We start from the raw sequence: 22615 nt of genomic DNA on the forward strand, positions 1-22615 counted from the left end.
CAACGCAACTTGCTCCAGGGTCAAGACTCCATACTCACAGCTGGCGAAACACTCCTTTACAGAGATGAAGCAGGGGGATAGGTTGCCCAACCTACCTTGGGAGAATCTGATATTCATCAGGTTCCAATATCAAGAAACAGAACGAGGATGCAGGCGCAATGCGTGCTGAAACACAGTCCTATATCGACGAAATCAAGCAGGCCCTATCCCTGCTGAGGAGGCATCTTTGACTGGGATCAGTCACTGAAGCGCCTTGATGAACTGAATGCCCGTGCAGAAGACCCGGACCTGTGGAACAATCCCACAGAGGCTCAGAAGATGATGCGCGAACGCCAGCGGCTCGAAAGTCAGATCAGCACGATCAAATCAATCGAACAGGATCTGGCTGACAATATCGATCTCATTGAGCTTGGCGAAATGGAAGATGACAAGGAAGTCATCGAGGACGCCGAGAAGGCTCTGACCCAACTCAAGGAAGATCTGGCCCGCAGGCAGATTGATACGCTTCTCTCTGGCGAAGCGGATGAGAACGATACCTATCTTGAGATTCATGCCGGTGCTGGTGGAACAGAGAGCCAGGACTGGGCATCCATGATGCTGCGCATGTACACGCGCTGGGCGGAAAAACGTGGCTTCAAGGTTGAAGTCATGGAAGTCAGTGATGGCGAAGAAGCGGGTATCAAGTCGGCAACCTTGCTGATCAAGGGTGAGAATGCCTATGGCTGGAGCAAGACCGAATCCGGTGTGCACCGGCTGGTCCGGATCTCGCCGTTTGACAGCCAGGCGCGCCGCCATACATCGTTTTCCTCTGTCTGGGTTTACCCGGTGATTGATGATTCAATCGATATTGAAATCAATGAATCAGATTGCCGGATTGATACCTACCGGGCATCTGGTGCCGGTGGTCAGCACGTCAATACGACAGATTCTGCTGTCCGTATTACCCATCAGCCTACCGGTATTGTAGTGCAGTGTCAGAACGAGCGCTCACAGCATAAGAACCGCGCCTCTGCGTGGTCGATGCTGAAAGCCCGTCTTTATGAACTCGAGCTGCAGAAGCGGGAAGATCAGGCCAATGCAGAAGCGGCTGCCAAAACCGATATCGGTTGGGGGCATCAGATCCGCTCATATGTTCTGCAGCCTTATCAGCTCGTGAAAGACCTTCGAACCGGGGTTGAGAGCACCAGCCCGGGTGACGTTCTGGATGGCGCACTAGATCCGTATATGGAAGCGGCTCTGGCCCACCGGGTCTTCGGTGGCGATGAAGTGACAGACGATATGGAATAGGAAAAGGCCGGGATTTCCCGGCCTTTTTCATCTGAATCAGGGTTTCTTTAAAGCTTCAGCTTGCGACCAACTTCAATGAAGGTTGAAGGGTTTCGGGCCTTGCCCTGCAATCTGGTTTCATAGTGAAGATGAGGCCCGGTTGACCGCCCGCTTGAGCCGACCTTGCCAATGACATCCCCGGCTTCAACTGATTGTCCCAATTTCACCTTGATCAGACTCATATGAGCATAACGGGTAGACAGTCCGTGACCGTGGCTGACCTCAACCACCAGGCCATAACCACCCATTCGCTCCGCTTTTGTAACCACGCCGCTACCTGTTGTGCGGATAGGGGTCCCATAGGACGATCTGTAGTCGATGCCTGAATGCATGGCTGGACGCTTCAGGAAAGGATCAATACGGGGGCCAAAACGGCTGGTAACCTGTCCATTCTTGAGTGGCGCACGAAACGGCATCCGCGCAACTTCCCGGCGGGATATATCCAGCTTGTTCAATGTGTCCTGCAGGATGGCCAGCCGATCCTGGAACGGCAGGTCATTCATACGAAGAGGCTCATAGGGCCCACCCACATTACCGGTACCGGTCGAAATCTTGGGTAACGAAGACATCAGGGATGAAACCCCGGCGGCGGCAACCGTCCGCTGCAGGGTTTTCATCTCACTGGTCGCGCCGCGCATTAGAGCATCAATTGTTGAGTTCTGGCGGCTTTCCATTGTCTCGAGCGATTGGTAAAGAGTGCCGATTGATGCCAGCTCTCTGTTCCGTCTCAGGTCAACCCCGGCGAGGGGAGACGGCTGGTCATCCAGAAACAGAGAGGAGGACCGGCGCAGGCCAATGGTCTCATCAGAGGATGGAAGCTCCGGACGCGTTTCCGGAAGCGGTGGGAAAACAAGTGTCACATCCTGCTGGCTGGCCTTGTTGACCAATGCATCAACTTCAGACTGGCGGCTCATCAGCTTGTTCTGGCGGTCTTGGAGACCCTCGATGCGCGTTTCCAGTGTCCTTCTCTGGACCATTTGACGGCTGGTGATCTGGTCGATCTCACGTCTCAGATCAGCAATGCGGTCTTCATAAGCCTGGCGCAGCTGGTTCTTTTCAAGAACAGAACCAGACAGGATCTGATCCCGGTAAACCAGGTAGCCTGTTGCGGAAATGTAGCCAAAGGAAAACAGCAAAACTGCGCTGACAAGTGTCGAGGCCAGCCACGGTCTGACCGTGTAACTGCGCACATGATCACCTTTCGCAATGATAATTCGATGAGGCTCTTTCCGCCGCCCGAATTCACGACGCTGTTGCTTGTGCTGATTAACCATCACGCCTAACACTTAATCTACTGAACACGGTGCAAATCCAGAGAATCTGCATCATTATTAGGCGGTGATTAGGGTTAATAATTCTTAAAAATCGCTCTTTTGATCAGGCACGGTTTGTCAGGATAACCAAGGGTTTATAGAATCCGGGCGTCAAACCTGCCTCTGAGCGGGCCCGATCATTGAAAGGTGGTTTCAGGCCACCTCGAAAATGCTTTTTGACAAGGTCATGAAACAGAGGTTCAGGGCGTAGGCGGGCGCGATCACACATGAAACGGAACCATTTCGCTCCAAAAGCGACGTGCTTCTTCTCATCCTCATAGATGACAGAAAGGCAATTGGCGGTCTCATGGTCACCGGCCTGCTGCATCTTCTCAAGAAGGGGTGGGGTGATATCCAGGCCCCGGGCTTCAAGAACAAGCGGGATAATGGCCAGGCGGGCTATGAGTGATCCTTCGGTACTCTGCGCTGCTTCCCAGAGACCATCATGAGCAGGCATGGCCCCATAGTGAGAGCCCAGCTCATTCAGGCGGTTCTCAATCATCAGGAAATGCCGGGCTTCCTCCCAACCCACCTGTACAAAGTCATCATAAAAGGACCGGGGCATCGGTGTGCCGTTAAAACGCCCGATCATGTCCCAGGTGAGATCAACAGCGTTGAGTTCAATATGGGCAAGCGAGTGGATAAGCGCCAGTTTCCCCGATGCACCCGTCGATCGTTTCGGCATATCGCGAGGCGGAAGGAGGACCGGTTGATCCGGTCGTCCGGGGCGGGAAGGCATGCCCATGGAGATAGAACGGCCCCCGAGAGACAGTTTTCCATTGAACCAGGCCTCCGCCGTGCGGATTGCCAGGGCGCATTTGCGACCGGTATCAGCTTCCCTGACAATTGCGGCAGATGCCTCATAGAGGTTGGAAAAGGCAGGGTTCGTTGCGGAGGACGTATTTTCAGACTGCATGCGACGGGTCACAATTCAGGACAGCTCTTCTGCGGCGCTTAAAACAGCCTCTACATGACCGGGGACTTTTACTTTTCGCCAGATTCGAGCCAGTTTGCCCGTACTGTCGATGAGAAAGGTAGACCGCTCTATGCCCATATAGGTGCGACCGTACATCTTTTTCTCCACCCAGACGCCATATGCCATCGCTACGGCTTTGTCTTCATCAGAGGCAAGACTGATCCCTAAGTCATACTTGTCTCTGAACTTGTCATGTTTCTTGACGGTATCGGGAGAAATGCCGACGATCTTGACGCCCAGCTTGTCGAAAGCAGCCTTATGCTCGGTGAAGGCAATTGCTTCCTTTGTGCAGCCCGGCGTGTCATCTTTCGGGTAAAAATACACCACAATCGGTTTGCCGAAATGGTCGTTCAGAGATAGGATTTCTCCGCGATCTGCAGGTAATTCGAACAATGGGGCTTCACTACCTTCAGTCAAAATATCAGACATTGATCAATTCAGCCTTTTTTCGCCTTATTTTGAGAGTTGAACCATATGCAGCACAGGTGTGCAATCGTCTTGAACAGACCTTGCTGTTTGCTACGAGGCTGTGTTCAAAACGGATGAGTCCCATCCTATTCTACTGCATCAAATGCTGTGCTGAGGCATACTGCAGAAGAGTATTTGGGCGAATCGAAACCCGCATGCCCGGTCACAGTCCGGAACCATTGGAGCGACAGTGGAACAATCAGGTCAAGCACCAAGGAAAGCCTGGTTGAAAGCCCTCAAGATTACGGGTCTTTGCCTGCTGGTCCTGTCGTTAATCGGCGGTGGCATTGTTATCAGTGCCAGAGTTTCTCCGATTGAGATTGATGATATTCAGGACAATCTGGCCGGATTGGCAAAGGGCTATCTGCCGGATGGTTATTCTATAGAAATAGATAAAGCTGACTTCCTCTGGAACGGAAGGCTGACAGGTGATTTGTCTATACGAGGACTGATCATTCGAAGTGAGACAGGTGACTGGCTGAAAGTTCCGAGTTTTGCGACATCGCTCAGTATGCCGGACATTCTGACACGCAAGATCCGGATCGACAGTGCTGTTGTTGAAGCCGGACATTTGTCCCTGGATCTGGCGCAGTTTGACAAAGACAACCAGCCGAACACAGAAACGATCAGCAAACCGCTCCCTGTTCGTCCGGATCATCTCGTTACGATGCTCTTTGATGCTCTGGAAGGTGCGGAAAGAGACGGCCGTGAATTGGGGATAGAGGCGCTGGAACTTGAGCGTTGGACCTTTGATCTGTCGAACAGCAAAAGCGGTTGGAAAAACCGGTTTTCCGAAGTGGATTCCAGCCTGCTCCTGTCAGAAGCAGAGACGCGTTTCTCTGTCATGGCAAATGGCTTTGTAGGGCGCTGGCGTATCGCGGCCCAGATGTCTGATGGTGGAGGCGAGGGAGCAGGTTTTCGGAACCTGCGCGCGTCAGTGAGTGATCTGACAGCTATTGATATTCTGGGGAACCATGAGAAATTTGCGGTTTCTGTTTCGCCGGAAATGGCGGCTCCGGTCTATCTGCGTCTGAATACCAGGCGTAAGAGAGATGAACCGGTCAGGCACTTTGCGGTCCGCACCAGCGCTGCAACCAGTCATGTCATCGTCAAAGACAATGAAATTACCTTCCGTGACGGGTTGGCGGGTCAGTTTGAATGGGACGAAAAACGCAGAGCCCTGATTATCCAACATGCTGATATTCGAGCCGGGCGCAATCTGGCCCGATTTCGTGGATCAATTGTCTGGCCTGAAGAGATGCACGAACCTGTCAGGTTTGCATTGGGCGCGCGGCAGGCTTCTGTGGGGCCGCAGGATGTAAAGCTGCCGCCATTGTGGATTCCGGATGTTGCTATTGAGGGGCAGGTTGATCCGGTGAACGGTCAGGTTGATTTCAATTCAGTTCGGGTCAAGACAGTCAATGCGCAGATTGATGCAGCAGGATCGGTCACCTTTTCAGGAGATTTACCAGCTATTTCGCTTGCAACGACTATTCGAGATGCAGATATCAGTGCCGTCAAACAGATGTGGCCAGCCTTTATTGCTCCGAACACGCGGCGCTGGATTATACAGCGTATGGAGCGCGGAAAGGTAACCGAAGCCCGTTTGCAGGCTGTGATCCCGCTGGAAAACCTCAAGAATGCCAAGAAGGGCAAGGTTATCATTCCAGATGAAGCGCTGGATGGGCGCTTTGATATTATCAACGCGAGCCTTACACCATTGACCGGCATGCCTGTTATCCGGGAGGTTGATGGCACGATTGATGTGACCGGCAAGACAGCAAGCATCGTGGTCCGTAGTGGGATAAGTGGCGAAGGACGGCATACCCTGAATGTCAATGGCGCGACCTTCACAATTCCTGATCTGGATGCCCAGCCGATCATGGGCAGTCTCGGTCTTGAGGCCACAGGAAGCGCGCAGGCTCTTGCTCAGATCCTTGACTCAGAGGCCCTCAAAATCCTGCGTCGACACGATATTGACCCCGAAGGGATTGATGGTGCTGTAACCGGGTTTTTTGAGGCCGAATTGCCTCTTGCCAAGGACGCTGCTCTTGAAGATGTCCGTTATTCGCTGCGTTTGAAGCTTGATCAGTTCTCAAGTGAATCGAAAATCAACGGTCATGCGGTCAGGAATGGTGCTCTCAATGTGGAGGTCGACAATTCAGAACTGTCCGTGCAAGGGCAGGCGAGTGTTGATGGCCTGGCGGCGAATGTTGATGTGGTTCAGGAATTTGGAGAACTGGCCTCGAACGTTGCCAAGTCGCAGCTCGAAGTGCGACTCACAGATGCAGAACGCCGTAAGGCTGGTCTTTATTTCGGTGATCGTGTTCAGGGTCCGATCACGATGAAGGTAGTGAACGACTCTTCAAGGTCTGGCGATGTCCAGCAGATAGATGTTGATCTCTCTTCATCTGTTCTGAGCATTCCCGAGCTTGGTTGGTCAAAAGGGGCAGGTGTACCAGCCAGAGCCAGCTTCGAACTGGTGAAGCGGTCAAAAATATCTGAGATAAACAAACTGGTTCTACAGGGGGATGGATTTCGCATTGCTGGCCATGCGGAACTGGACAAACAAAACCGCTTGAGAAAACTCACTTTGAAGAACGTGCGGCTTAGAAAGGGAGATAAATTCGATATCGATCTGACCGCAACAGCAGGTGGGCAATACAAAGTTTCGATCCGAGGTGATCAGCTCGATATACGGGGGCTTTTGAGAAAGAGTTCCCAATCCGAAGATGCTGACCGGCAAAGCAGCAAGACGGATGAGTTCGAATTCATAGATCTTGCCATTGATCTGAACCGGGTCATTGGTCAGAAAGGCCGGGTGGCACGCGATGTAAAGGGCAAATCCCGTCTCCGTCCATTTGGTCTGTCATCCATCGAGATGTCAGCTCTCATTGGCGATAGTACCCCGTTGAATATCAGCACTTCCAAGAACGGTCCCGAGCGTCAGCTTGACATCACAACGCGGGATGCAGGCGCTTTGCTGCGTTATATGGGTATCTATGACGATCTGTCCGGTGGTGTTCTGAGCTTTAATTCCGTGCGAAACTCTCAATCAGCACAAGAACAGGGTGGCTTTGAGATCAGAGACTTTCTTCTCAGAGACAGCGTTGCGGCTTCCAAACTGGCTGAAACGACAAAGTCATTACAGAATGCGGATCAGCGTCGCGTCGTACAGGCTGCTCGCGAGCTTGAAAATAGCGGTGCAATTGAATTCAAGCGGATGACAGCCACCTTTACCAAGGATGGTGACAGGGTCGCGGTCCGTAAAGGACGGGTTTCGGGACCGGTCGTGGGTGCGACACTTTCCGGGCAGATCAATCTGGCTGAACGAAACCTCAATCTGACCGGCACCTATGTGCCGATCTTCGGGCTGAACAATCTCTTTCAGCAGGTCCCGATCGTCGGGCGCCTTCTGGGAAACAGAAAGGGCGAAGGCTTGGTTGGTGTCACGTATCGCCTGGCGGGACCGTTCGATGAACCGCAGCTGGCGATTAATCCGGTCTCGGCCGTAGCGCCTGGCATCTTCCGATCCATCTTTGAGTTCAGCAACAACTCTGAGATCACGAGCCCCCGGACTGTCAAGCCAAACTCGACTGTCCGTAACCGATAGGTCCGTTTCTTACAAGGCTTAGCAAAGAATAGCCCTCGTCTGAATGGTCAGGCGAGGGCATTGCTTTATCGGTATATTTCTACAGCGCGTCGCAATGGACGATCGCTGCACAGTGCATTCAGACCGGCTTCAGAAGAACATGTTTCTTCTTGCCGAAAGACAGCTTGACCACGCCTTCTTCCGTCAGACTGCCATTATCAACCATTGTCCGTTCATCAGAAACAGACTGATCGTTGATACGGATAGCGCCGCCCTTGATGTGACGACGGGCCTCTCCGTTGGATGACGCCAGACCAGCCGAGACCAGAGCCGCCAGAAGACCCATGCCGGTAGACAGATCACCTGCAGCAATCTCCACAGTTGGAAGGTTGTCAGACAATGCGCCTTCCTCAAAGGTCTTGCGTGCTGTCTCTTCCGCTTCCTGTGCAGCCGCATCGCCATGGAGAAGACGGGTGACTTCTGAAGCCAGGACTTTCTTGGCCTCATTGATATCCGAGCCTTGCAGAGCCTCCAGCTTGGCGATCTCATCAAGAGGAAGCAGCGTGAAGAGACGCAGGAACCGCCCGACATCAGCATCTTCTGTGTTACGCCAGAACTGCCAGTAATTGTATGGGGACAGCATGTCCGGGTTCAGCCAGATGGCTCCGGAGGCAGTCTTGCCCATTTTTGCACCTGACGATGTGGTCAGAAGTGGCGAGGTGACCGCGAAAAGCTCTTCTTCCAGAATGCGACGCCCCAGATCGACACCAGAGACAATATTGCCCCACTGGTCAGACCCGCCCATCTGCAGCCGCGCACCAAAGCGCCGGTTCAGCTCGACGAAATCATAGGACTGAAGGATCATGTAATTGAACTCGAGGAAGGACAGGTGCTGTTCCCGTTCCAGGCGCAGGCGGACTGAATCCCGCTGCATCATCTGGTTGACAGAGAAATGCCGTCCGACATCGCGCAGGAAGTCGATATATTTGAGTGACATCAGCCAGTCGGCATTATCCACCATAACCGCATCCGTCGGGCCATCACCGAAGGTGAGAAACTGGTCAAAGACCTTGCGGATGCCGGCCTTGTTTTCCTCAATGTCTTCTGCAGTCAGAATTTTGCGGCTTTCATCTTTGCCGGTCGGATCACCCACGCGCGTGGTGCCGCCACCCATCAGAACAATGGGTTTGTGACCGGTCTTTTGCAGCCAGTGCAGAATCATGATCTGAATAAGGGAACCGACATGCAGGCTCGTTGCCGTGCAGTCGAAGCCGATATAGGCGGGCACAGTTTCCGAATAGAGCAGCTTGTCCAGTTGTTCGAAGTCAGAACACTGGTGAATGTATCCGCGTTCCTGAAGAACACGCAGAAAATCGGATTTTGGTTCGGTCATTGTCCGAATTGCTCCATAATCAGTCAACATATACGCCCTATCATGAAAGGCAGGGCGGTGATGTAGCAGAGATTGCGCAGAAATTCACGGGGGCTGTGCAAAAATGGCAAAATCTTTTTTGGCAATTGGTCTGATGAGTGGCACGAGCATGGATGGTATCGATGTCGCCCTCATTGAAACAGACGGATTGCGGCATGTGAAACCGCTCTGTGGCACCACCATGGCTTACACAGACAGTGAGCGTCAGGTCCTGAAGCAGGCTCTTGTGGACGGTGCGCATCTGTCCCGTGCCGATGAACGCCCCGGCAGTCTGGCAGAAGCAGAAATGCTGAGTACAGATTTGCATGTTCGGGCGATTGAAATGTTGTTGACCCAGGAGCATCTCGACCGCTCGGCTGTCGATGTGGTCGGTTATCATGGCCAGACCGTCTGGCATGACCCGGCACGAGCGCTGACGGTACAGCTGGGCCTGGGGCAGACAATGGCTGACCAGCTTGCCATGACCGTGGTTGATGATTTCCGCAGCAATGACATGGCGCATGGGGGGCAGGGAGCCCCACTTGCGCCGGTTTATCATCGGGCATTGGCCCGGGCGTCGTCTGTCCCGTTTCCTGTCGGGTTTCTCAATATAGGCGGTGTGTCCAACCTGACCCTGGTTGAAGAGAACGGCAGGGTCAGTGCTTTTGATACGGGGCCGGGCAATGCCCTGATCGATGACTTCATCTTCCGTCGCCTCGGAAAGGACTATGATGAAGATGGAGCGCTAGCCGCTCAGGGGCGGCGGTTTGATAATCTGGTCGAAGACTGGCTGACTGATCCCTATTTCACGGAAACCGGCCCCAAGTCTCTTGACCGGAATGCCTTTGCAACGCCCGGACTGGATAATCTTCAGACTGTCGATGGCGTGGCAACACTGACTGCTTTCACGGTCGGAAGCATTGCCCAGGCCCTGGAGCGGTGTAATCCAGAACCTCTTTCCGTTATCGTTTCCGGTGGTGGTGCTCATAATCACACCATGACCCGCTGGCTGGAAGGTCAGAGTGGCATTTCAGTCAGGCGTGCGTCGGATTTCGGATTTAACGACGATCTGATGGAGGCCGAGGCCTTTGCTTATATGGCCGTCAGACGCCTGCTGATGCTGCCAATCAGTTTTCCCGGCACGACTGGTGCGCCTTTTGACCTGATCGGCGGTATGATCCGGCAGCCGGGCGGCCGGTCGTAATCCTCCGGATAGATAAGAAAAAAAGGGGCCATCTGGCCCCTTTGAACTCATTCTATGAAGAATGCGCTTATTCCGGCGTATTGGCCTCGCCACGCATACGGCGATCCAGATAATCGGCGCAGGAATCGATGAGCACTTCCTGATGCTCTTCAAAGAAGTGGTTGCCGCCTTCCAGAATCTGCTGCTCGATCACGATGCCTTTCTGGGTCTTCAGCTTGTCCACCAGACTCTGGACATCCTTTGACGGAACCACACGGTCCGCATCGCCATGAATGATCAGGCCGGAGGACGGGCAGGGGGCCAGGAATGAGAAATCATGCAGGTTAGCTGGCGGCGCGATAGAAATGAAGCCTTCCACTTCCGGACGGCGCATCAGAAGCTGCATGCCAATCCAGGCACCAAAGGAGAAGCCGGCGATCCAGCATCCCCGGGAATCAGGGTTCATCAATTGCAGCCAGTCGAGTGCCGCTGCCGCGTCTGACAGTTCGCCAACACCATGGTCGAACGATCCCTGACTGCGACCGATTCCACGGAAGTTGAAACGCAGAACGGAGAAGCCGCGATCTGCGAACATGTAATGCAGGTTATAGACGATCTGGTTGTTCATCGTGCCGCCGAATTGCGGGTGAGGATGAAGAACAATCGCAATGGGTGCAGAGCGCTGCTTGGCGGGGTGATAACGGCCCTCAAGACGCCCGGACGGACCGTTGAAAATAACCTCTGGCATGAAGTCTCCACATACCTGTTTGACTGTTGAAGGGGCTTGGAAAAGCGTCCATGAATAAAAACCTGAAAAAAAAGTTCAGGAATAGGGGTGGACGCCTTGACTCGCTCTGGGGGGACACCTACAACAGTTTAGAATAGTTCGAAACTGGTATCTTGACGGATATCAAGATGCCGATTGCGGGTCCTTTTATTGTGGAGGACGGCGCAGATTGCAAGAGAACTTGTTGCAAATGGTTATCGGACTTGCGGTTTTTGGCGTTTATGGACTGTCTGGGAGCATGATTGAGTGACACGCGCTGCTGTTTATCTCGATTATAATGCAACGGCCCCGCTGCGGCCGGAGGCACGAGACGCCATGCTTGCGGCGTTTTCAGCTCCGGCAAATGCCTCATCCGTTCATCAGACCGGACGTCGTGCGCGCGGCCTGATTGAGCGAGCCCGGCAGTCTCTTGCCCGGCTTGTGGGCTGTGAAGCCAAGGATGTCACGTTTACAAGCGGCGGTTCTGAGGCCAATGCAACAGTTCTGACGCCTCATTGGCAGATTGGCCGGGATGACGTGCTGGTCGAGCACCTTCTGCTTGGGGCGACAGAGCATCCGTCTGTGCTGTCCGGTGGTCGATTTGCACAAGACAGGATCGGGATTATCCCTGTCGACAGCAATGGCTGTATCCGTGAGGATGCCTTGGCCGATGCTCTTGAAAAGGTGTCAGGCCCCACCATCTTGTCGATAATGGCAGCCAATAATGAAACGGGTGCTGTTCAGGATCTGTCTGCGGTCAGGCGGATTATCCGTCAGTCGGGCAAGGACGTGATCTTTCATGTTGATGCGGTTCAGGCGCTAGGGAAATGCGACCTCGACGATCTGACCTTGTCGGCGGATGTGATCAGTGTCTCGGCCCATAAGGCTGGAGGGCCGGTTGGTGTTGGCGCAATTGTCCGTCTGCGATCCGACATCCTGTTCGCGCCTCTTGTGAAAGGTGGTGGTCAGGAGCTTGGGCGTCGGGCGGGTACTGAAAATACAGCCGCGATTGCAGGATTTGGCGCAGCTTGTGAAAGCCTCTGCGACAATCCGTCGGAGCGGAGTGAACTGGCGCGATTGCGGGATTCGTGTGAAGAGGGCATGAAGTCGACCACCCCGGATCTTGTGATTTTTTCCGGTCTTGCAGATCGTCTTCCCAATACGATCTGTTGTGCGTTGCCGGGCGTAAAAGCAGAGACAGCGATGATTGCGCTGGATCTGGAAGGAATTTGTATTTCATCCGGTTCTGCCTGTTCATCAGGCAAGGTCGGACAATCCCATGTGCTTGCTGCTATGGGAGTCGAGGCTGAACTGGCGCAGGGCGCGCTTCGCATCAGTCTCGGATGGCAGACAAGTGAAGAGGATATCGAACGCTTTCTTGCGGCCTGGCGTTCGGTATCGACACGACTTCTGAAGAAGTCGGAAAAGGCAGCATAACCCACGGTCCTTGAAACCGATGCGGATGGAGTGAACATATGCCTGCGGTCCAGGAAACGATCGATCAGGTCCGTCAGATCGACGTTGATCAATACAAGTACGGATTTGTTACGGATATTGAGTCGGAAAAAGCCCCTAAAGGCCTGAACGAAGATATCGTCCGATTCATTTCTCAGAAAAAAGATGAGCCGGAGTGGCTTCTGGAATGGCGCCTTGATGCTTTCAAGCGCTGGCAGACCATGACAGAGCCGAAATGGGCCAAGGTCGAGTATCCGCCCATCGATTTCCAGGACATCTACTACTATTCGGCCCCGAAGCAGATGGACGGACCGAAAAGCCTGGATGAAGTGGATCCGGAGCTCCTGGAAACCTATGAGAAGCTGGGTATCCCTCTGCGTGAGCAGGAAATCCTGGCGGGTGTCGCGCCTGAAAACCGGGTGGCTGTTGATGCAGTGTTCGATTCCGTCTCTGTCGTCACGACCTTCAAGGAAGAGCTGGCAAAAGCCGGTGTGATCTTCTGCCCGCTGTCTGAGGCTGTGAAAGAGCATCCTGAGCTGGTGAAGAAATATCTTGGCTCGGTCGTGCCGGTGACAGACAATTTCTATGCTACGCTGAATTCGGCTGTGTTCTCTGAAGGCTCCTTTGTCTACATTCCCGAAGGCGTCCGCTGCCCGATGGAACTGAGCACCTATTTCCGGATCAATGAGCAGAATACCGGTCAGTTTGAGCGGACCCTGATCATTGCCGACAAGGGCTCTTACGTCTCCTATCTGGAAGGCTGTACAGCACCGCAGCGTGATGAAAACCAGCTTCATGCGGCTGTTGTTGAACTGGTGGCCCTGGATGACGCTGAAATCAAATATTCCACCGTTCAGAACTGGTTCCCGGGCGACAAGGACGGCAAGGGCGGTATCTATAACTTTGTCACCAAGCGTGGTGATTGCCGCGGCACCAACTCCAAAATCTCATGGACCCAGGTTGAGACCGGTTCCGCCATTACCTGGAAATATCCAAGCTGCATCCTGCGTGGCGATAATTCCGTTGGTGAGTTCTACTCGATCGCTGTTTCCAACGGTCACCAGCAGGTCGATTCCGGGACCAAGATGATCCATCTGGGCAAGAACACCAGAAGCCGGATTATCTCCAAGGGTATTTCCGCCGGTGTGTCGCAGAACACCTACCGCGGTGTGGTCTCAGCGCACAAGAAAGCCAAGAATGCCCGGAACTTCACCCAGTGTGATTCCCTGCTGATTGGCGATCAGTGCGGTGCCCATACAGTTCCGTATGTGGATTCAAAAAGCGCGTCTGCCGTCTTTGAGCACGAGGCGACCACATCCAAGATTTCTGACGACCAGATGTTCTACTGCCAGCAGCGCGGCCTCTCTGATGAGGAAGCGGTGGCGCTTATCGTCAATGGTTTCGTCAAGGATGTGATCCAGCAGCTCCCGATGGAGTTTGCGGTCGAATCCCAGAAACTGATCAGTATCAGCCTTGAAGGCTCCGTTGGATAAACGCGCGACTGTCTCAGATCAGCGCGACCGAAATTGGAATTAAAGATAATGCTCGAGATTAAAAATCTTCACGTCGAAGTCGACGGCAACAAAATCCTGCGCGGTATTGACCTCAAGATCAATGCTGGCGAAGTCCACGCCATTATGGGCCCGAACGGCTCTGGCAAGTCCACCCTGTCTTATGTTCTTGCCGGTAAGGAAGATTATGAGATCACCGAGGGTGAGATCCTGTTCCATGGCGAGAACCTGTTGGAAATGGGCGCAGATGAGCGTGCCGCTGCAGGCGTATTCCTCGCTTTCCAGTACCCGATTGAAATTCCGGGTGTGGCAACGATGACCTTCCTCAAGACGGCCATCAACTCCCAGCGCAAGGCGCGCGGCCAGGATGAACTGACCACACCGGAATTCATGAAGCTGGTGAAGGAAAAGTCTGCAGAGCTCAATGTGACCTCAGAAATGCTGAAGCGTCCGCTCAATGTGGGCTTCTCCGGCGGTGAGAAGAAACGCAACGAAATCCTGCAGATGGCTCTGCTTGAGCCAAGTCTCTGTGTGCTTGATGAAACCGATTCCGGCCTCGATATCGATGCGCTGCGGATTGTATCGGAAGGTGTGAATACCCTGCGGTCCCCAGAGCGGGCCATGGTGGTCATTACCCACTATCAGCGTCTGCTGGATCATATTGTTCCGGATGTTGTTCACGTGCTCTCCAAGGGCCGTATCGTTGAGACCGGCGATAAGGAACTTGCGCTTCAGCTCGAAGCCAAGGGCTATGCCGACTACGTGGACAACGCAGCCTGAGCTGCCAACAGAGAGGAGTTCTCTCATGAGTGCTGATCTCAGTGTTGTCCGGACGGACGCGGAAGCGCAGATCCTGGACCACTACAAGAGTGCCGAAGCCGCTCTGCCGGCTGTTGGCACGGATCGTCCGGCGGCTATTGCCCGATTTGAGGCAACCGGTCTGCCGCATCGTCGTATCGAAAGCTGGAAGTATACCGATCTTCGCAAACGAGTGACCACAGCCTTCGCTCCAGCAGGAGACGCGGACAGCGCCTCTGCCAGAGCCCTTCTGAGTGAGGATGCTCTGGACGCGCTTAACCCGGTTCGTCTGGTCATTGCCAATGGTCGCTTTGCCGCTGACCTTTCAGACCTGTCTGATCTTGGCGAAGGGGTGAGCGTCGCTGACCTGACAGAAGCATCTGATGCACAGGGGCTAAGCCTGGCTGTTGCTGAAGGAGATGTCGGTCTTGATCTGAACCTGGCCTTCCGCACCGGTGGTGTGGTTCTGACGATTGCTGATGGTGTCTCTGTCGAGCGCCCGATTGAAATCGTCACCGTCGTTACGGCTGATGCCCCGGTCTCCAGTGCATCTCACGTGGGTGTACGGGCCGGAAAGGGTGCGTCAGCCCTCATCATTGAGCGCTATGCAGGCATGGATGCTGCCTACCAGAGCAATGTCTCCGCCAGCTATGACCTTGCTGAAGAGGCTGAAATCGCTGTGGTGCGGATGCAGACAGAAAGCGAAGCGGCTCTCCACGTCGGCTCGACACAGGCTGAACTGGCCGAGAATGCCAGGTTTAATCACCTGTCAGTTCTGGTGGGTTCCGAGATTGCCCGCGATCAGACCTTTGTGCGGTTCAGCGGAGAGCATGCTCATGCTGGCCTGCGGGGCATCAATCTGTCTGGCAAGAAGCAGCATATCGACAAGACGCTGGTTGTTGACCATGCCGTGCCGAACTGCGACAGCCGTGAGCTTTACAAGACGGTGGTATCCGGTGAAGCAACCGGTATCTTCCAGGGCAAGATTGTTGTGCGTCAGCATGCCCAGAAGACCGATGCCGAAATGATGAGCCAGGCGCTTCTTCTGTCTGAAGACGCGGGTTTCTCAAACAAGCCGGAACTTGAGATCTACGCTGATGACGTGGTGTGTGCCCATGGCGCCACCTGTGGTGAGCTTGATGAGGACCTGTTGTTCTATCTCCTGTCTCGCGGTATCCCGAAAGCAGAAGCGGAACTGATGCTGGTTCAGGCATTCCTGGCTGAAGCTGTGGAAGAGTTCGACAATCGTGCCGTTGCAGATGCGCTTGGAACTCTGGTAGAGCAGTGGCTGAGTGCACGCGAATCCATGCAGATCGGAGGATAGGCTGATGCAGGGCGAACAGCTCGCAAGCACGGCAGGGGCCTATGATGTTGAGGCAATCCGTGCGGATTTCCCCATTCTGTCGAGAGAAGTCTATGGCAAGCCATTGGTTTATCTGGACAATGGCGCTTCAGCACAAAAGCCTCAGGCTGTCATAGACGCCATTACAAAGGCTTATTCCGAGGAATATGCCAATGTGCATCGCGGGCTGCATTATCTGTCCAATACAGCGACCGAAAATTATGAGAATGCGCGTGAGACAGTCAGGCGTTTTCTCAATGCCGCTCATGTGGATGAGGTGATTTTCACACGCTCATCCACAGAGGCTATCAATCTGGTCGCCCATGCCTTTGGTGCGAAACATATCGGAGAGGGCGATGAGATCGTTCTCTCGATCATGGAGCATCACTCCAACATCGTGCCATGGCACTATCACCGTGAACACAAGGGTGCTGTCCTGAAATGGGCGCCCGTTGATGACCATGGCGAGTTCCATCTGGACGAGCTGGAAAAGCTGCTGACCGATCGGACGAAGATCATCGCCATCACGCATATGTCCAATGCTCTTGGTACAATCGTGCCGATCAAGGACATCGTGAAGCTGGCACACAGTCGGGGTATCAAGGTTCTGGTTGATGGCAGCCAGAGTGCTGTGCATATGCCGATTGACGTGCAGGATCTGGGTGCGGATTTCTATGTCTTCACCGGCCACAAGGTCTACGGCCCGTCAGGTATCGGTGTGCTCTATGGGACCCGGGAGGCCCTTGCCGATCTGCCGCCTTTCATGGGCGGCGGTGAAATGATCGGCGATGTAACCGAAGACTGGGTGACCTATGCCGAGCCACCACATCGGTTTGAGGCTGGAACACCGCCGATTGTCCAGGCCATTGGCCTTGGTGCTGCGCTTGACTATATGGATTCCATCGGCAGAGACCGGATTGCAGCTCACGAAGCCGAGCTCAATGCCTATGCCCATGAGCGCCTGTCACGGATCAATGCCTTGCGCATTTTTGGTCAGGCCCGTAACAAGGGGGCGATTGTCTCTTTCGAGCTGGAAGGCGTGCATGCGCACGACATTTCCATGCTGATTGACCGATCAGGTGTTGCTGTCCGGGCGGGTACCCATTGTGCTCAGCCCTTGCTGAACCGTTTTGGTGTAACATCAACCTGCCGTGCATCATTCGGTATGTACAATACACTTGCAGAAGTGGATATACTGGCCGAAGCGTTGGAAAAGGCTCAGACCTTCTTTGGGTGAGCCAGAAAAATGGAACAAGATCTGTGACACAGGATGTGAGTGAAACAGAACAGCATCAGGCTGCAATTGAACCGGGAAGTGATATCCCGGCTGAAGAGCTTGAGCGTTTGACCGACGATATCGTATCGGCCATCAAAACCGTTTATGACCCTGAAATCCCTGTCGATATCTATGAACTCGGCCTGATTTACCGGGTTGAGATTGATGATGATCGCAATATCGAAGTCGATATGACCCTGACGGCACCCGGTTGCCCTGTGGCCGGTGAAATGCCGATCTGGGTGGACAATGCGGTGTCATCAGTCATGGGTGTTGGCGCGGTCAAGGTGAACATGGTCTTTGATCCGCCCTGGACACCGGAACGGATGTCTGAAGAGGCCAAGGTTGCCCTTAACTGGTATTGACCCTCGCAACAGGAGTGGTGAATGACTGGATTGAAAATGCCATTTCAGGTGATGTCTCTGACAGACGCCGCCGTAGAACGCATTCAAGCCTTGCTTGCGTCTGCGGATCCTGATGTTCAGGGTCTGCGCGTCGGCTTGAAGAATGCTGGCTGTGCGGGCATGGAATATACCGTCGATTATGTACGGGATCCGGACCCGAAGGACGATGTGGTCAGCGAAAAAGGCGTCACGGTCTATGTGGATCCCAAGGCTGTGCTGTTCATGCTTGGAACGCAGATGGATTATGAGGTGACCAAGCTGAGAAGCGGCTTTGTCTTCAATAATCCGAACCAGACCGGAGCATGCGGCTGTGGTGAGTCGGTTTCACTTCAGGCCGCTGACCTTGAAGCTCTTGCCAAGGAACAGGCTGCTCAACAATAGCCAAACCGCATAAGCATCTGGGAATTTGGATAATAAAAAAGGTCGGCTATAAAAGCCGACCTTTTTGCGTTTCAACAGTCTGCTGATGATCAGGCGACATACTTGTCGAAATTGACCCGGTCATCCGTCTCAGTGATGACCACATTACGACCATTCTCTTTAGCCGCGTAGAGGCAGGCGTCTGCCCGCTCGATCATCGTGCTTGGATTGTCGCCTGTGCGGAACTGGGAGATACCGATAGAGATGGTCACACGACCAAGGTTCTCGCCGGTTGATCGCTTTACCAGCTCCTTGCCCTGAACAGCCGCGCGAATGTTTTCAGCGACAACTTCAGCCTGCTCCATAGAGGTGTCCGGAAGAATGACAGTGAATTCCTCACCACCATAACGGCACGGGATATCCTGGCCCTTGACGTTCTGTTTTACCGACAGAGCAACAAGGCGCAACACCTGGTCACCGGTCTGGTGGCCATAAGTATCGTTGAATTTCTTGAAGTGATCGATATCCGTGACCAGAAGGGTCAGAGGCTTGCCGCTTTGCTCGGCATCTGTCAGCGCCCGTTCCATGGACTGGTCAAAATGCTTGCGGTTGGCAAGCGTCGTCAGCTCATCGGTTAGCGATTCGAACATGATCGTCTCAAGGTTCTCCTGAAGATCGGAGATCTGCCCTTGAGCTTCCGTCAACTGGACGTGCAGCTTGTTGTTGTTGTCGATAATGCCTTTGGTCGCCGTAATCAGGTTTTTGATGACCTTGGTGGCTTCAGAACTCGATTTTGATGTGGCAAGTTCGGTTGCGGCAACTGCGAGTGACTCACCATATTCCGATGTGGAACCCTGGCTCTTGACCAGCATTTCCAGAACATCACCGATCTCATCAGTCAGCTTGCCGCCGACTTCTTCGATTCGATCGCCGAGACGATTCGGAGAGAGAAACTCATCATAGATCGACTCCACTTCTTCCATGGACAGTCGACCGCGCGCACGCAGAATTTCATTGATTGCCTTGTTTAGCGTATGGTTGAAACCAACCGCATACGTATAAAAAAGCTCATAATTCCTAGGGTATGCAGGTACTTCGCTTTTTTTGATGTGCCCCAGAGCAGACGTACCGTAGGAGTAGGTCCGCTCGAAGTTTTCACCTTTTCCGCCCATTATTTTCAGCCCTTGATACCAACCCAGTCAGCCCTCCTGGCTCGACCGTAGCTTCGGTATCAGATTAGGCAATGAAGCTTAAAGTGACGTTAAATTGGCGATTTTTGCCAATTTCAACTACTTCGTGTCGGTGGATTTGGATGCAGTCTTTCCTTGCGGTCTGATAGGACGCAGAAGGAAAGCGGGAACATGATCGCCAAGACCGACTGGTGTTGGCTCATCGCGCTCCCTCCGACGGGAGGCATTACGATTCTTGCGACCGGTCTTCTGGGGCTGCTCATCACGGACTGGCTGGGCGCTGGTCTCTGCAACAGGAGCCTGCTCGGCACTGGCTGCCTGTTCAGGTGCCTTGCGCTTGCCACCCTTGCGGGATCCTTTACCGCGTTTGGGTTTGTCATCAGCCTCTGCTTGGGCGGGCTGACCCTCTGCCCAGTCGATGTCATCGCCAGTCAGCTTCTGGATAGCGTCGACATATTTCTTCTCGGCAGGCGTTACGAGCGTGAAGGCAGCGCCTGAGCGACCCGCACGACCTGTTCTGCCAATACGGTGGACATAATCGTCTGCATGAGTTGGCACATCAAAGTTGAACACATGGCTGACGGCCGGGATATCGAGCCCGCGGGCCGCAACGTCACTGGCAACCAGAATGGACAATTCGCCGGACTTGAACTTGTCCAGCATGGCCATGCGCTGATGCTGATCCATGTCGCCATGCAGGGTGGCGACCGGAAAGCCGTGCTTCTCAAGTGAACGGAAGACAATACCCACATCGCGTTTGCGGTTACAGAAGACAATTGCGTTCTTCAACTCTTCAGCAGAGTGCAGAAGGGAGCGAAGCTGTTCGCGCTTTTCATGGGCTGTTGCAGAGCAGCTCACGAACTTCTGTGTCACATTCTTGGATGTGGAGGCAGGCGGGGCCACTTCCACCTTCACCGGGTTCTGCAGGAACTGTTCGGTCAGGCGCTGGATTTCACCTGGCATGGTTGCTGAGAAAAACAGTGTCTGACGGGTAAACGGAACCAGTTTGCAGATCCGCTCGATGTCCGGGATGAAACCCATATCCAGCATGCGGTCTGCTTCATCAATGACCAGAAGCTCAACACCGGTCAGTAGCAGTTTGCCACGCTCGAAATGATCCAGAAGCCGTCCCGGTGTTGCAATCAGCACATCGGCACCGCGCATCAGTTTGCGCTCCTGCTCATCAAAAGAGACGCCGCCGATCAACAGGGCTACGGTGAGCTTGTGGTTGATGCCGTACTGATCGAAATTCTGTTCAACCTGGGCAGCAAGTTCGCGGGTTGGCTCAAGAATGAGCGTCCGCGGCATGCGGGCCCGGGCGCGGCCTTTCTCCAGCAGGGTAAGCATCGGCAAGGTGAAGGAAGCCGTTTTCCCGGTTCCTGTCTGGGCTACCCCCAGAACATCCCGACGCGAAAGCACATGCGGAATGGCTTCTGCCTGAATGGGCGTGGGGGTTTCGTAACCGGCTTTTTCGACGGCGTTCAGGACCTTGTCGCTCAGACCAAGTGAAGTAAAGCTCATGAGGTTTTCTATCAGATCTCTTTATCGCGAGCTGAATTTCGTAAATTTCAAACCGAAATTCCAGAATTTGTAGCGGACCATAAAGATGATGGCGCTCTTGTCAATCTTTCCTTTTGTTTCAACCGCGGAAAAGCGGGGTTTTCAGAAGTTAAGGTAAAGGATCGCGCGACAACGCGCTGCAAATGGAAATCCGCACTTGACCATAAGGGTGAAAAGTCGCATCCCCAAGGTCTGGTATTTAATGGAGAAAAGCGATGTCCCAGACCTTTGATACACTTCTGAAAGCAGGCACTGTCGTCAACCAGGATGGTATCGGGCAACGGGACATCGGGCTTGTAGGTGGGCGGATCGCCGGAATTGGCTCTTTCTCTGATGACCAGGCCGGAGAGGTGATTGACTGCACCGGGCTGCACATCCTGCCGGGCGTTATCGACACCCAGGTTCATTTCCGTGAGCCAGGCAATGAACACAAGGAAGATCTGGAAAGCGGATCACGCGCCGCTGTTATGGGCGGTGTCACGGGTGTGTTCGAAATGCCGAATACATCGCCGCTGACAACGTCGGCTGAAACCTTTCAGGACAAGATCAGCCGTGCGACACATCGCATGCATTGCGATTTTGCATTTTTTATGGGGGGAACCCGTGAGAATACTGCAGACTTGCCGGAGCTGGAGCGTATTCCAGGCTGCGCGGGTGTCAAAGTGTTCATGGGGTCATCTACCGGCAATCTGCTTGTGGACGATGATGATGGTGTGCGCGGCATCCTGAAAGTGATCAACCGTCGGGCGGCATTCCATTCAGAAGACGAGGCGCGTCTTGAATCCCGCAAAGGAGAACGGGTCGAGGGCGACCCTTCCAGCCACCCCGTATGGCGGGATCCGGAAGCCGCTCTGAAATGCACCAGGCGCCTTGTGTCTCTTGCGCGGGAAACCGGCAAGCGGATCCATGTTCTGCACATCTCAACCGGCGATGAAATCCTCTATCTGAAGGATCACAAGGATGTAGCGTCTGTAGAAGTGACGCCCCATCATCTGACCCTCACGGATGAAGCCTATAAAACACTCGGAACCTATATCCAGATGAACCCTCCTGTGCGTTCCAAAGAGCATCAGGATATTATCTGGTGGGGTGTGGAGCAGGGGATCGCCGATATTCTGGGGTCCGATCACGCTCCGCACACGCGAGAGGAAAAGGACAAGCCTTACCCTCAGTCTCCATCCGGCATGACAGGTGTGCAGACGCTGGTGCCGACCATGCTGAACCACGTGAACAACGGCCGCCTGAGCCTTGAGCGCTTCGTCGACATGACCAGCGCAGGACCAGCACGCCTGTTCCAGCTTTCCGGAAAAGGGCGGATTGCGGTTGGCTATGATGCGGATTTCACGATTGTGGATCTGAAGCGTCAGCAGACAATCACCAATGACTGGATTGCCTCACGCGCAGGCTGGACGCCCTATGATGGGGTAACGGTTACGGGCTGGCCGATTGGTACCATGATCCGTGGTCGTCGAATCATGTGGGATGATGAACTGGTCACAGAAGCTCAGGGCGAGGCTATCCGGTTTCAGGAATGCCTCTCAACGTGAGAACAGAGCGCGCGGTAAATCCCTAAAGCAGAAATACAGCAGATCATAAATTGACCTGACGACAGGCATCCTGGACGTCACAAAAGTGCCGTCAGGAAAGACCTCTGTATTGCCGGAAAACCTTGAAACCGCATCCT

General features: G+C 53.9%; 18 protein-coding genes. 11 read left to right on the forward strand and 7 right to left on the reverse strand.

Annotated elements, in window-relative coordinates; genetic code table 11:
• Window positions 1–158: 158 nt before the first annotated feature.
• Window positions 159–1287 (forward strand): peptide chain release factor 2 gene (gene prfB, locus RA157_RS14650; protein ID WP_350333872.1). Its coding sequence is split into 2 segments (ribosomal slippage): window positions 159–227 and window positions 229–1287, totalling 1128 coding nucleotides; the frame shifts between segments, so codons are not numbered across the junction.
• Window positions 1288–1334: 47 nt separating this feature from the next.
• On the opposite strand, the gene RA157_RS14655 is transcribed toward prfB, so the two are convergent.
• The 3 genes from RA157_RS14655 to bcp form a co-directional block, all read right to left on the reverse strand.
• Window positions 1335–2600, reverse strand: coding sequence for a peptidoglycan DD-metalloendopeptidase family protein (locus RA157_RS14655; protein WP_350333873.1), 1266 nt, complete (start codon window positions 2598–2600; stop codon window positions 1335–1337).
• Between the two features lie 103 nt (window positions 2601–2703).
• A complete protein-coding gene (locus tag RA157_RS14660; RefSeq protein ID WP_350333874.1) occupies window positions 2704–3555 on the reverse strand; it encodes a ferritin-like domain-containing protein in 852 nt (283 codons plus the stop codon).
• Between the two features lie 15 nt (window positions 3556–3570).
• Entirely contained in the window at window positions 3571–4044 is a 474-nt protein-coding gene (gene bcp / locus RA157_RS14665) for a thioredoxin-dependent thiol peroxidase (RefSeq protein ID WP_350333875.1), read from the reverse strand.
• 229 nt (window positions 4045–4273) lie between these two features.
• Between bcp and RA157_RS14670 the strand changes: the two genes are divergently transcribed.
• Window positions 4274–7696 (forward strand): YhdP family protein, encoded by a 3423-nt coding sequence (locus RA157_RS14670; RefSeq protein ID WP_350333876.1) that lies wholly within the window; start codon window positions 4274–4276, stop codon window positions 7694–7696.
• Between the two features lie 118 nt (window positions 7697–7814).
• Here RA157_RS14670 and tyrS read toward each other — a convergent pair whose 3' ends face one another.
• Window positions 7815–9068: a tyrosine--tRNA ligase gene (tyrS, locus tag RA157_RS14675; RefSeq protein WP_350333877.1), complete on the reverse strand. Its 1254-nt coding sequence runs from the start codon at window positions 9066–9068 to the stop codon at window positions 7815–7817.
• Between the two features lie 103 nt (window positions 9069–9171).
• Here tyrS and RA157_RS14680 point away from each other — a divergent pair, with 103 nt between their 5' ends.
• Window positions 9172–10290 carry an anhydro-N-acetylmuramic acid kinase gene (locus tag RA157_RS14680; protein WP_350333878.1) on the forward strand — a complete coding sequence of 373 codons (1119 nt, stop codon included), beginning with the start codon at window positions 9172–9174 and terminating at the stop codon, window positions 10288–10290.
• A gap of 67 nt (window positions 10291–10357) precedes the next feature.
• Here RA157_RS14680 and RA157_RS14685 read toward each other — a convergent pair whose 3' ends face one another.
• A complete protein-coding gene (locus RA157_RS14685; protein WP_350333879.1) occupies window positions 10358–11017 on the reverse strand; it encodes an alpha/beta hydrolase in 660 nt (219 codons plus the stop codon).
• Window positions 11018–11302: 285 nt separating this feature from the next.
• Here RA157_RS14685 and RA157_RS14690 point away from each other — a divergent pair, with 285 nt between their 5' ends.
• Genes RA157_RS14690 through sufA form a run of 7 tightly spaced genes read left to right on the forward strand, consistent with a single transcriptional unit; the run spans window position 11303 to window position 18202 of the window.
• Window positions 11303–12472: a cysteine desulfurase family protein gene (locus RA157_RS14690; RefSeq protein ID WP_350333880.1), complete on the forward strand. Its 1170-nt coding sequence runs from the start codon at window positions 11303–11305 to the stop codon at window positions 12470–12472.
• A gap of 38 nt (window positions 12473–12510) precedes the next feature.
• A complete protein-coding gene (sufB, locus tag RA157_RS14695) occupies window positions 12511–13983 on the forward strand; it encodes a Fe-S cluster assembly protein SufB (RefSeq protein WP_350333881.1) in 1473 nt (490 codons plus the stop codon).
• A 48-nt stretch (window positions 13984–14031) separates the two neighbouring features.
• Window positions 14032–14781 (forward strand): Fe-S cluster assembly ATPase SufC, encoded by a 750-nt coding sequence (sufC, locus tag RA157_RS14700; protein WP_350333882.1) that lies wholly within the window; start codon window positions 14032–14034, stop codon window positions 14779–14781.
• 25 nt (window positions 14782–14806) lie between these two features.
• On the forward strand, window positions 14807–16123 hold the full coding sequence (sufD, locus tag RA157_RS14705; protein WP_350333883.1) for a Fe-S cluster assembly protein SufD: 1317 nt from the start codon (window positions 14807–14809) through the stop codon (window positions 16121–16123).
• Window positions 16124–16127: 4 nt separating this feature from the next.
• The gene (locus tag RA157_RS14710) at window positions 16128–17378 is read left to right on the forward strand and encodes a cysteine desulfurase (protein ID WP_350333884.1); all 1251 of its coding nucleotides are present in this window, start codon (window positions 16128–16130) and stop codon (window positions 17376–17378) included.
• Between the two features lie 35 nt (window positions 17379–17413).
• Window positions 17414–17782 (forward strand): SUF system Fe-S cluster assembly protein, encoded by a 369-nt coding sequence (locus tag RA157_RS14715; protein WP_350333885.1) that lies wholly within the window; start codon window positions 17414–17416, stop codon window positions 17780–17782.
• A gap of 36 nt (window positions 17783–17818) precedes the next feature.
• Entirely contained in the window at window positions 17819–18202 is a 384-nt protein-coding gene (gene sufA / locus RA157_RS14720) for a Fe-S cluster assembly scaffold SufA (RefSeq protein ID WP_350336212.1), read from the forward strand.
• 89 nt (window positions 18203–18291) lie between these two features.
• Here the strand turns inward: sufA and RA157_RS14725 are convergent, their stop codons facing one another.
• Together RA157_RS14725 and RA157_RS14730 are read right to left on the reverse strand one after the other, a co-directional pair.
• Window positions 18292–19353: a GGDEF domain-containing protein gene (locus RA157_RS14725; RefSeq protein ID WP_350333886.1), complete on the reverse strand. Its 1062-nt coding sequence runs from the start codon at window positions 19351–19353 to the stop codon at window positions 18292–18294.
• Between the two features lie 117 nt (window positions 19354–19470).
• On the reverse strand, window positions 19471–20892 hold the full coding sequence (locus RA157_RS14730; protein ID WP_350333887.1) for a DEAD/DEAH box helicase: 1422 nt from the start codon (window positions 20890–20892) through the stop codon (window positions 19471–19473).
• Between the two features lie 254 nt (window positions 20893–21146).
• Here RA157_RS14730 and RA157_RS14735 point away from each other — a divergent pair, with 254 nt between their 5' ends.
• Window positions 21147–22478, forward strand: coding sequence for a dihydroorotase (locus RA157_RS14735; RefSeq protein ID WP_350333888.1), 1332 nt, complete (start codon window positions 21147–21149; stop codon window positions 22476–22478).
• The last annotated feature ends 137 nt before the right edge of the window (window positions 22479–22615 follow it).

Source organism: Coralliovum pocilloporae, from assembly GCF_030845175.1.
GTDB lineage: Bacteria > Pseudomonadota > Alphaproteobacteria > Rhizobiales > Cohaesibacteraceae > Coralliovum > Coralliovum pocilloporae.